7 protein-coding genes and 1 pseudogene are annotated in these 12,023 nt (G+C 66.8%); all 8 read left to right on the top strand.

All coding sequences use genetic code 11. The features are described from left to right. Positions 1-258 precede the first annotated feature (258 nt). Positions 259-1,260: pseudogene (locus tag WS87_RS11350) on the top strand (hemagglutinin repeat-containing protein); the annotation flags it as partial. 291 nt (positions 1,261-1,551) lie between these two features. After that, complete coding sequence (locus WS87_RS11345; protein WP_059691184.1) at positions 1,552-2,013, top strand: (2Fe-2S)-binding protein; 462 nt, start codon at positions 1,552-1,554, stop codon at positions 2,011-2,013. Next, positions 2,010-4,334 carry a xanthine dehydrogenase family protein molybdopterin-binding subunit gene (locus WS87_RS11340; protein WP_059815596.1) on the top strand — a complete coding sequence of 775 codons (2,325 nt, stop codon included), beginning with the start codon at positions 2,010-2,012 and terminating at the stop codon, positions 4,332-4,334. The genes WS87_RS11345 and WS87_RS11340 overlap by 4 nt, the downstream gene beginning before the upstream one ends. A 794-nt stretch (positions 4,335-5,128) precedes the next feature. After that, positions 5,129-5,323, top strand: coding sequence for a hypothetical protein (locus WS87_RS11335; protein ID WP_059449338.1), 195 nt, complete (start codon positions 5,129-5,131; stop codon positions 5,321-5,323). Between the two features lie 151 nt (positions 5,324-5,474). Continuing rightward, the gene (locus WS87_RS11330) at positions 5,475-6,752 is read left to right on the top strand and encodes an HlyD family secretion protein (RefSeq protein WP_059815593.1); all 1,278 of its coding nucleotides are present in this window, start codon (positions 5,475-5,477) and stop codon (positions 6,750-6,752) included. A gap of 11 nt (positions 6,753-6,763) precedes the next feature. Further along, positions 6,764-8,980: a peptidase domain-containing ABC transporter gene (locus tag WS87_RS11325; RefSeq protein ID WP_059815589.1), complete on the top strand. Its 2,217-nt coding sequence runs from the start codon at positions 6,764-6,766 to the stop codon at positions 8,978-8,980. A gap of 3 nt (positions 8,981-8,983) precedes the next feature. Then, positions 8,984-10,411, top strand: a complete 1,428-nt coding sequence (locus WS87_RS11320) for a TolC family protein (RefSeq protein ID WP_059815586.1) — start codon at positions 8,984-8,986, stop codon at positions 10,409-10,411. Further along, a complete protein-coding gene (locus WS87_RS11315; RefSeq protein ID WP_082750553.1) occupies positions 10,393-11,997 on the top strand; it encodes an acyltransferase domain-containing protein in 1,605 nt (534 codons plus the stop codon). The genes WS87_RS11320 and WS87_RS11315 overlap by 19 nt, the downstream gene beginning before the upstream one ends. Positions 11,998-12,023: the final 26 nt, after the last annotated feature.

The raw sequence follows: 12,023 nt of genomic DNA, 5'->3' as shown, positions 1-12,023 counted from the left end.
AAATTTCATCGCCAGCGCCGCCGACAACCTCGCGGCATAGCCTATTGATCAGCGATTCCTTAGCGTGGTTAGCGGGGGCGGGAGGCTACCATCTGCCGTCGTGGGATCGACTTTTTAAATGGATGACGCTGATGGGTCTAGTGATTCCGCCATGCACATTGATAATGTGGTTTTGCGAGAAGAGGAGATCAGGGCGATAAAGCCTGAGACGACGAATCCGGCGTTTGCCGGGTTCGTTGTTTGTAGCGGGGGCAGCCGACGTTCACCGAGAACAGTACGCAGAACAACGGCAGCAGCGTGAAGGCTGGCGGTACGGCTGCGTTCGTCGCAACGGGTGACAAGAACGCAGACGCCGGGCAGGGGAACGTGACGATCCAGGGATCGGACGTGAGCGCGAAGGATGTGCTGTTGCAGGCAACGAACACGGTCAACCTGGTCAATAGCACGGACACGGACAGCACGCGCAGCACGAACGAGTCGAAGAGTGCAAGCGTGGGCGTTTCGTATGGCACGGGCGGGTTTGGCGTGTCGGCGTCGATGTCGCGCGCGCACGGCGACGCGAACTCGGATGCAGCGACGCAGAACAATACGCACATCAACGCGAGTAACACGGCAACGATCATCAGCGGAGGCGACACCAATATCGTCGGCGCGAACGTCAACGCGAACAAGGTGATCGCGGATGTTGGCGGCAACCTGAATCTCGCGTCGGTGCAGGATACGAGCCATAGCGAGGCCCACCAGAGCAGTTCGGGCGGCGGGTTCAGCGTCAGGCAGGGCGGCGGCAGCGCGAGTTTTAGCGCGCAGAGTGGTCATGCGAGCGGCAATTACGCGGGCGTGAACGAGCAAGCCGGTATCCAGGCTGGCGATGGCGGATTCGACATCAGCTTGAAGGGCAATACGGACCTGAAGGGCGCGTATATCGCAAGTACGGCGACGCCGGACAAGAACCAACTGACGACCGGGACGCTGTCCTTCTCGGATATTCAGAACAGCTCGAGCTACAACGCGAGCAGCGTCACGATTAGTGCCGGTGCCGGTGCCGGTGCCGGTGCCGGTGGCGGCGTTGGCGACGGTGGGAATAACTACGCCACGCACGGCCAGGCGAGCGGTAAGAATGCAGGCGGTGTATTGCCGCTCTACGTGAGCGAGAGCGATAGCAGCAATGCAACCACGAAGAGCGCAATCAGTGCCGGCAACATCACGATCACGGACAAGGCGGCGAACCAGAAGCAGGATGTGGCGACGCTCAATCGTGATAGGTCGTGCCGCACCGACCACACCCCCCACCCTGAATCTCCCCACCCGACGACAATCGCGAATTCGTCTGATAATACCTGCGGCGATCCCCGCATACGCGCAATCGTCCGAATCCCGCCGAACCGTTGCACGGGCAACCAGACGGCACCATCGCCGCGATTGCATCGCCACCCGATGCAATCCGGAAACGAAACGGCGTCAGGCCCACCTGGTCGTTCGGAATGTGCCCAGCGCCGTTCAAATCCCCACACGACGCCCGCGCGACGCGGCGCCGCCAACAGGAGATGAACGATGATCACGCTGACCGTCAACGGTAGCGAACAGCATTTCGACGGCAACCCCGACATGCCGTTGCTCTGGTATCTGCGCGACGTCCTCGGTCACACGGGCACCAAGTTCGGCTGCGGGATGGCGCTGTGCGGCGCATGCACCGTGCATCTCGACGGTGAAGCGATCCGCGCATGCATCACGCCCGTCGCGGTCGCCGCCGGCAAGCGCGTGACGACGATCGAAGGATTGTCGACCGACCTGACCCACCCGCTGCAGCAAGCCTGGCAGGAACTGAACGTCGCGCAATGCGGCTACTGTCAGTCCGGACAGATCATGCAGGCCGCCTCGCTGCTGAAGACCAATCCTCACCCGAGCGATGCCGACATCGACGACGCGATGTCCGGCAACATCTGCCGCTGCGGCACCTATACGCGCATTCGCGCGGCGATCCGGCTGGCGGTGCGCCGTGGAGGTGCCGCATGAACGCGCCGGAACTCTCCGTCCACAACGAAAGCCGCCGCGCATTGTTGCTCGGCTTCGCCGCCGGCGGGCTGCTGCTCGCGTTCGGTGTGCCGTCGCTCGCGCGCGCGGCCGCGCCGGTGCAGCCGCCGGTCAGCCCGAATCCGCAGTACGGCGGCGCGGGCATGCCGCACGGATTGCGCGACGATCCGAACCTGTTCGTCGCGATCGCGCCGGACGGCACGGTCACGGTGACCTGCATCCGCTCCGAGATGGGGCAGGGCGTACGCACGAGCGTCGCGCTCGTGGTCGCCGATGAACTGGGCGCGGATTGGGCGCGCGTGAAGGTCGCGCAGGCGGTCGGCGACGAGCCGCGCTACGGCAACCAGAACACCGACGGCTCGCGCAGCCTGCGCCAGAGTTTCGCGGCGCTGCGCCGCGCGGGCGCCGCTGCACGCACGATGCTCGAGCAGGCCGCCGCGGCGACGTGGGGCGTCGACGTGCGTCAGGTGAAGGCGGCGGTCCACGAGGTCGTCGATACGAAAACCGGACGCAAGCTCGGCTTCGGCGAACTGGCCGCCAAGGCAGCCGCGCTGCCGGTGCCCGATCCGAAGAGCGTGCCGTTGAAGGCGCCGGCCGAATTCCGCTATATCGGCAAGGGCAAGACGGCGTTGATCGACGGACGCGACATCGTCGGTGGCCGCGCGCGCTACGGGATCGACACGCGGCTCGACGGCATGCTGTATGCGGTGGTCGCACGTCCGCCGGTTTATGGCGATACGGTCGCGTCGTTCGACGCGTCGGCCGCGGAGAAGCTGCCGGGTGTCGTCAAGGTCGTGCAGCTCGCGTCGGCACCGCTGCCGTCCGGGTTCCAGCCGCTCGGCGGTGTGGCCGTGATCGCGCGCGACACGTGGACGGCCATCCAGGCGCGCGCGCAGTTGAAGATCGACTGGAAGCACGGGCCGCATGCAGGCTACGATTCGGGCGCCTACCGCAAGACGCTCGAAGCGGCGGCCGCGCAACCGGGCGACGTGATCCGCAACGACGGCGATACGGCCGCGGCGCTCGCGGGCGCCGCGAAGCGGGTGCGCGCGACGTACTACGTTCCGCATCTCGCGCACGCGACGATGGAGCCGCCGGCGGCAGTCGCGCGCGTGGCCGACGGCCGCTGCGAGGTGTGGACCTGCACGCAGGCGCCGCAGACCACGCGCGACGAGATCGCGAAGGCGCTCGCGTTGCCGACCGAGCGGGTAACGGTCAACGTGACGCTGCTCGGCGGCGGCTTCGGCCGCAAGTCGAAGCCGGACTACGTGGTGGAGGCCGCGTTGCTGTCGAAGGCAGTCGGCGCGCCCGTGAAGCTGACGTTCACGCGCGAGGACGACATCGCGCACGACTATTTCCACGCGGTGTCGCTGGAGGCGTTCGAAGGCGGCCTCGACGCGGCGGGGAAGGTGGTCGCGTGGCAGCATCGCACGGTCGCGCCTTCGATCCAGTCGACTTTCAGGGCAGGCGTCGTGCATGAGCAGCCGGGCGAGCTCGCGCAAGGCATCGCGGATCTTCCATTCGCAGTCCCGAACGTGAGGATCGAGAATCCGGCCGCGGAAGCGCACACGCGGATCGGCTGGTTTCGTTCGGTGTACAACATTCCGCACGCGTTCGGGATTCAGAGTTTCGTGTCCGAGCTCGCGCATGCGGCGGGCCGCGATCCGAAGGATTTCCTGCTCGACCTGATCGGGCCGGCGCGGCGATTCGAACCGCACATCACGGTGAAGAACGTGAACTACGGCGAGGATCCGGCGTTGTATCCGGTCGATACCGGACGGCTGCGGCGCGTGATCGAGACGGTCGCGCGCGAAGCCGGATGGGGACGCAAGCTGCCGAAGGGGCACGGGCTCGGCATTGCCGCGCATCGCAGCTTCGTGTCGTACACGGCGGCCGTGTGCGAAGTGCAGGTCGGCGGGGACGGTGCGATCGCGGTGCCGCGCGTCGACATTGCGATCGACTGCGGGCCGCAAGTCAACCCGGAGCGCGTGCGCTCGCAGCTCGAAGGTGCGGTGGTGATGGGGCTCGGCATTGCGCTGCACGGCGAGATCACGTTCAAGGACGGACGCCCGGAGCAGAGCAACTTCAACGGCTTCCAGGTGTTGCGGATGAACGAGGCGCCGCGTGAAATCCGCGTGCACCTTGTCGCGCCGGACGACTACGCGACGCCGCTCGGCGGCGTGGGCGAGCCGGGCCTGCCGCCGGTCGCACCGGCGCTGACCAACGCGATCTTCGCGGCGACGGGTATGCGCATCCGCAGCCTGCCCGTCGCGGATCAACTCGCGAAGCCGAAAGCGGGGTGATGCAGTGCCGCGCGCCGGGCCGTCTGCATGGCCCGGTGCGCGCATTCGCTCGCACACCCAGGCCATTGCACGCGATCCCATTCATGCATTTCATTTGCATATAAATTCGACGGGACCACCCGCCCGTCCGGCCGCCGGGACAACCGCTTTCCAGAATCAACCACGGAAATTCAATCTCGGCATTCAAGCCCGTAATTCCCCGCGGAAATAGAATCAATTGCCGTCGGATATCGGGTTTGCCCGATGGTGCGGTATCGTACAAAGAGCGACCGGAAAGTGTCGGATCATTGGCGCGTCGAATTCAATTTTGTAAAAAATTCAATGAGAAAAATCGGGCGTGATTCAGCCATTCGGTAATGACCGATTGGGTGGGGAATTTAGCGCATGCTTGTTACCGGTCAGTCCTAAGGCGGGCATTCATTATCGTTCTCATTCCGATGGTTCATGGCGTTCCAGCCGCGGTGGCGCCTGAGCTGTGGCGCCCGCTCGTCTGCAGATCGAAACCGCCGAGCCGGATGGCCGGTGTCGAAGGAATTGACGGTATATCGAAAGCGGAATGCGTTATCGAATACGGATTGACCTCGAGAGTATTGCGAAAAGGTGGCTCGAAATATTCGATTGGGCGGAGCGATGTGCGCCGTTTTGTCGAGTTGGTTAATGAAATGTGACAGCGCAATGCAATCGCATTGCCCATGAATTTAACATATTTAACATATTGATCTGCGTCGCGATCGCGGCGTGGTTCGATGCCTCGCTAGATGGGTTATCTAGCATTCTCAATCTGGAGAAACGCAATGCAAGAACTGAATCAGCAGGAAATCGCACAAGTTTCCGGCGGCTACTACAGCGGCGGCTCGATTTTCGACACGCTGGGCAACGTGGTCGAGCTGTACGGCCAGACGCTCTACAACGTCGGCGAAGCACTGACGACGGCTGTCGTCGGCACGGGCAATGCGCTGCTCGGCCTGCTGACCGGCCAGCACGCGTAAGCCGGACGCGATTTCCGTGCGATGGCGCGCGCTGCGTCGCCATCGCGTGAATCGCGGCTCGCCGCGGCACCGGAGCGGGGCGCCGCGGCGATCTTCCCGGGCAACCGGGACGCATCCGTCGAACCCAACTGACTGTCTGTAATCCCGTATCTTGACGAACCCGACTTCTCTCTTCCGGCACGAAGCGCAACAGGCGCAGCGCGCCGGCGCGCTGGGCGAGATCGTGCTGGTGCGCCCCGTGCCGCTGACGCTGCTGGCGGTCGCCGCGGCCGTGATGGCCGCATGCGTGCTGCTGTTCTTTGCGTTCGGCACCTACACGCGTCGTACGACGGTCAGCGGCGTCGTGATGCCGGATGCGGGGCTGGTGAAGGTCTATGCGTTGCAGCCGGGCATCGTCGTCGAGCGCGACGTGAAGGAAGGGCAGCACGTCGCGCGCGGGCAGACGCTTTATACGGTGTCCACCGACCTGCAAAGCGCGGCGGAAGGCGCGACGCAGGCCGCGCTGATCGCGCAGGCGCGGCAACGCAAGGCGTCGCTGCTCACGGAAATGGACAAGACGCGCAGCCTGCAGCAGGACGAACGCGCGACGGTGCGCGCGAAGATCGCGAGCCTGCGCGGCGAGCTTGCGCAGATCGACGATCAGCTTTCGGCGCAGCGGTTGCGCACGTCGATCGCGGCCGACGGCGCGAAACGGTATCGCGGCCTGCTGGCCCAGGACTACATTTCGAAGGATCAGGCGCAGCAGCGCGAGGCCGACCTGCTCGACCAGCAGTCGAAGCTGAACGGGCTGCTGCGCGAGCGCGCGTCGACGGCGCAGTCGCTGACGGAAGCGAACAACCAGCTGGCCGGTCTCGACCTCAAGCAGCAGAACCAGCTCGCGCAGATCGATCGCAACGTGATCGACGTCGACCAGAACCTGATTGAAAGCGAGGCGAAGCGCCGGATCGTCGTCACCGCGCCGGAAACGGGTGTCGTGACGGCGGCGATCGCCGACGTCGGCCAGTCGGTCGATACGTCCCGGCCGCTCGCGAGCGTGGTGCCGGGCGGCGCGCGCTGGCAGGCGCATCTGTTCGTGCCGAGCACGGCGATCGGCTTCGTGCGGGTCGGCGAGCCGGTGCTGATCCGCTATCAGGCGTTCCCGTATCAGAAGTTCGGCCAGTATCGCGCCGTGGTCGTGTCGATCGCGCGCACGGCGCTGTCGGCGGCCGAACTCGCGAACGATGGCGGCCCGGCGGCGACGCCGGGCGAGGGGCGCGACGCGACCTTCTATCGCGTGATCGTCGCGCTCGATGCGCAGCACGTCACCGCGTATGGCGCGCGGCAACCGTTGCAGGCCGGCATGACGCTGCAGGCAGACATCCTGCAGGAGCGCAGGCGCCTGTACGAGTGGGTGCTCGAGCCGCTTTACAGCCTGACCGGCAAACTCTGACGAGGTCGCGCATGGCATTACTCGATCGACTCTCGTTCGGCCTCGGCCGCCGGCTGCCGATGATCCTGCAGACCGAAGCCGCGGAATGCGGGCTCGCGTGTCTCGCGATGGTGGCCGGCTATCACGGCCATCACGTGGATCTCGCGACGCTGCGCGGACAATTCCCCGTATCGCTGAAGGGCGCGGGACTCGGGCGCGTGATCGAAGTCGCGCAGCGCCTCGCGCTCGGCACGCGCGCGGTGAAGCTGGACATGGCGCAGCTCGGCCAGCTTCGCCTGCCGTGCCTGCTGCACTGGAATTTCAACCACTTCGTCGTGCTCAAGGAAGTGAATGGCAAGAGCGCGACGATTCACGATCCGTCGCACGGCATTCGCAAGGTGCCGCTCGCCGAAGTGTCGCGTGCGTTTACCGGCGTCGCGCTCGAATTGTGGCCGGCCGCCGGATTCGCGCCGCGCGCGGCGCGTCCGGCGGTGAAGCTGCGCGAGCTGCTGGGCCCGGTGTCCGGGCTGTCGCGCTCGCTGGCGCAGATCCTCGCGCTCGCCATCGCACTCGAAGTCTTCATGCTGGTGCAGCCGTTCTTCCTGCAGTGGGTGATCGACGAAGTGATCGTCAGCGCCGATCGCGATCTGCTGACGGTACTGGCGCTCGGCTTCGGCCTGTTGCTGTTGATGCAGCAGGCGACCGGCACGATTCGCGCGTGGGCGCTGATGTACGTCGGCGTCACGCTGAACATCCAGTGGCGCGCGAACGTGTTTACGCACCTGCTGAGCCTGCCGGTGCGCTATTACGAGCGACGCCATCTCGGCGATGTCGTGTCGCGCTTCGGTTCGATCGACACGATCCAGCAGACGCTGACGACGTCGTTTCTCGGCGCGGTGATCGACGGGCTGATGACGATCGTCACGCTCGCGATGATGTTCGTCTACAGCCGCGTGCTCGGGTTCGTCGCGCTGGCGACGATGGCGCTGTATGCGCTCGTCCGGTGGCTGTGGTACGGCCCGTTGCGGCGCGCGACCGAGGACCAGATCGTGCACGCGGCCAAGCAGCAGAGCCATTTCCTCGAAACGGTGCGCGGCGTGAAGACGATCAAGCTTTTCAACCGCCAGACGGAGCGCCGCGCGAGCTGGATCACGCTGCTGGTCGAGCAGGTCAATGCGAGCCTGCACGTGCAGAAGCTGCAGATCTTCTACCAGCAGCTCAACGGCCTGCTGTTCGGCATCGAGAACGTGCTGATCATCTGGCTCGGCGCGCGCATGGTGATGGACGGCCAGTTCACGGTCGGCGTGCTGATGGCGTTCAACGCGTACAAGAACCAGTTCGACAGCCGGGTCGGCAGCCTGATCGACAAGTATTTCGAAGTCAGGATGCTGCAGCTCCAGGGCGAGCGGCTGGCCGACATCGTGTTCGCGGAAAGCGAGCCGGACGCGAGCCTGCGCAGCGTGCCGGGCGAGGCCGATGCGCTCGACGCGAGCATCGAGATCGACGGGCTGTCGTTCCGCTACGCGGACGGCGAGCCGCTGGTGCTCGACGGCGTGAGCGCGAAGATCGCGGCGGGCGAGTCGGTCGCGATCGTCGGGCCGTCGGGTTGCGGCAAGACGACGCTGATCGGCGTGCTGCTCGGCATCCACGAGCCGACGGGCGGCACGGTGCGGATCGGCGGGCTCGAGGTCGGCCGGCTCGGCATCGAGCGGTTGCGCGGGCTCGTCGGCACCGTGTTGCAGGACGACGTGCTGTTCGCGGGCTCGATCGCGGACAACATCAGCTTCTTCGATCCGGATGCGGACCCGCGCTGGGTCGCCGAATGCGCACGCATCGCCGCCGTGCACGACGACATCGCCGCGATGCCGATGGGCTACAACACGCTGGTCGGCGACATGGGCACGGTGCTGTCCGGCGGGCAGAAGCAGCGCGTGCTGCTCGCGCGCGCGCTGTACAAGCGGCCGGGCATTCTCGTGCTCGACGAGGCGACGAGCCATCTCGACATTCAGCGCGAGATGCAGGTCAACGCGGCCGTCACGCAACTCGCGATGACGCGGCTGATCGTTGCGCACCGGCCGGAGACGATCGCGTCGGCGCAGCGCGTCATCATGCTGCAGGGCGGCAAGGTCGTGCTCGACCAGTCGACCGCCGCGATGCGCACGGCGATGGCGGCCAGGACGTCCGCCGGCGCGCCGCCGGCACCGACGACGCATGACGCCGGCGCCGCGGAACCGGTCGCGGGGCGTTGAGCGATGAAGCGTCCACTCGCTACCGTGCTGGCTGTCGCCGCGCTCGCAGCGTGCGTGCCGACGGCATGCGCGCAGATGCTCGACGTCTACGGCACGCGCAATGAAGTCGCGGCCACGCCGTCCGGGTCGATGGCGTCGGCCACGGCATGCGGCGCGCGGCATGTCGACGAGCGGCCGCTCGCGCTCGAGGACGCGATCCTGCTCGCGATCTGCTCGCATCCGCAACTGAGTCGCACGTGGTCGGATGCGCGTGCGGCGGCGGCGGAGGTCGGCGTGTCGAAGGCCGCGTACTGGCCGACGCTCAATGCGACGGCGGGTATCGAGCGCGACAACCTGACGACGAACTACAGCGGCGGCTACTCGCAGGACCAGCGCAGCACCAGCCGCTACGGCATGCTCAACCTGAGCTGGGTGCTGTTCGATTTCGGCAAGCGCGGCGCGACGCTCGACCGTGCGCGCGCGCTGTTGCGCGCGGCGAACGCGGCGCACGACGATGCGCTGCAGAGCGTCTTCTACGATGCGGCGCAGGCGTTCTACGCGCTGCGCGACGCGCAGGCGGCGCTCGCCGCCGCGCAGGCGGTCGAGCACGCGGCGCAGGAAAGCCTGGCCGAGGCGAGCGCGCGGCACGACGGCGGCGCCGGCACGCTCGGCGATGCATTGCAGGCGCAGACCACCTACCGCAAGGCGCTGCTCGATCGCGTGAGCGCGGAAGGCGACCTGCAGAACGCGATCGGCACGCTCGCGACCACGCTCGGCGCCGACGCCGATACGCCGCTGCGCATCGCCGACGCGGAACCGTCGCCCGATCGCGACGACTTCACGCGCGGCGTCGCCGACCTGATCGCCGAAGCGAAGCGCCATCACCCGAAACTGATCGCCGCGCGCGAAAAGCTCGAAGCGGCGCGCGACGAAGTGCGCGCGGTGCGCGCGCAGTCGCTGCCGACCGTTTCGCTGATGGGCAGCCTCGCGCGCAACAACCCGTCATACCAGCAGCAGGCGTCGTTTCTTCAGTTGCAGAGCAGTCACAGCAACTCGATCGGCATCCAGATCTCGATTCCGCTGTTCGAAGGGTTCGCGTCGGGCTACCGCGTCGCCGAGGCGAAGGCGCAGGCGGACGCGCAGGAAGCCGACGTGCGCAACACCGAACTCAAGGTGTCGCTCGACGTATGGAAGAGCTACCAGAGCCTGCAGACCGACACGACGAACCTGGACAACTCGCGGCATCTGCTGGACACCGCACTGCATTCGCTCGACATCGCGCGTGGCCGCTACAAGGCCGGCGTCGGCACGTTCACGGAATTGCTGAATGCCCAGTCGGCGCTCGCGGATGCGCGGCGGCAGCGCGTGCTCGCGGTGTCGAAATGGCGGATCGCGAGACTGAAGCTGGCCGAGAGCCTTGGGAGATTGGGATTATGGAACGACGCGGGTTGAACGACGCCGGGCCGCACGCGCGCGGCGCGCAGGCGCGCGGATGCGCGTTCCTGTTCCCGGGGCAGGGGGCGTTCTATGCGGGCGCGCTGCGGCAGCTCGCACGTGAACACGGGAGCGTGCGGCAGACCCTCGACATGCTCGACGCGGTCGCGAGCGAGCGCCTGGGCCGCCCGCTGACGGGCGCGCTGTGGCGCGACGATGCCGGGCTCGATGCGTGGCTGCATGAAGCGCCCGATCTGCTGCAGCTCGGAATCTACGGCGCATCGGTCGCGATGTTCGGCGTGCTGCGTGCGCACGGCGTGGTGCCGGACGTGCTGATCGGACACAGCTTCGGCGAGATCGCGGCGCTGGTGTGCGGCGGCATGTATTCGATCGAGCAGGGTGCGCGGATCGTCTGCGACCGGATCGTGTCGTTGCAGGCGGCGGCGCCGCCCGACGGGATGATGGCGGCGATCTCCGCGGGTGCCGACGCGACGCGCGAGCTGATCGACGCGAGCGCCGTCACGCATGCGGTGCGCAACGTGTGCGTCGCGGTCGAGAACCATCCGTCGCAGACCGTCGTGTCCGGTCCGCGCGATGCGCTGGAGCGCTTCGTCGCGGCCTGTGCGGCACGCGGTGTCGCCGCGCAGACGCTCAGGTCTCCGTATGGCTTTCATCACCCCGATCTCGCCGGCGCGCGCGAGCAGTTCGCCGCGCGTCTTGCCGCGTATCGGCATGGCCCGCTCGCGATTCCCGTGTATTCGCCGATCCTCGGCCGCCGCTACAGCGGCGCAGACGATCCGGGCGCGCGGCTCGCGTCGCACTTCGTGCTGCCGGTGCGGTTCGCGGATGCGATTCGCGCCGCGTGCGCGGACGGCATCGGACGCTATGTCGAATGCGGCGCGCTCAACGCGCTGGCGCGCATCGTCGTGCGCATCGCGGGACCCGGCACGGTCAGGACGTTCGGCGGCCCGTCGAACGCAGCAGAGGAATCGAGCGTCGTCACGACGATCACCCGTTATTTTCAGGAGGACAACATCATGAAGGACGATATTCGCATCGGCAACGCCGGCTCCGGGTTCGACGCGTTCTGGCTTGCGCGCGGGCCGCACATCGTCGACTGGCTCAAGGGCGAGCTGCGTCACGCGTTCGATGCGGCGAGCACGGCATCGGCCGGCGCCGTGCCGGCCGCGGCACCGACGGTCGCCGCATTCGCGCCGCAGGCCGAGCCGCTCGGTGCGGCCGCGCCGCGTCTTGCTGCGGTCGCCGTGGCCGCGCCGACACTGACGGCGGTACCGTCGCCGTCGATGCCGCACGAGCCGCTCGCGGCGGCGAAGCCCGCACACGTGCCGCGCGATCGGCTGTTCGCGGAGCTCGTCGATATCTACGCGCAAGCGATGGAATATCCGGCCGAGGTGTTCTCCGAAACGATCGAGCTCGAAGCCGAACTCGGCATCGACTCGGTCAAGCAGACGGAGATCATCCAGCGCATTACCGCGCGCTACGCGCTGCCGCCGCTGCCGGCCAATTTCCGCAGCGGCGATTTCAAGGCGATGGGGCAGATCGTCGATTTCGTCTACGAGAACCAGGGAAAAGCAGTCGCTTGACGGCCGGTGGCCGAAACGTTGGTCGG

The sequence above is a fragment of the Burkholderia sp. MSMB0856 genome (assembly GCF_001524645.2).
GTDB lineage: Bacteria > Pseudomonadota > Gammaproteobacteria > Burkholderiales > Burkholderiaceae > Burkholderia > Burkholderia diffusa.
This window is presented reverse-complemented; position numbering and strand designations above follow the sequence as displayed.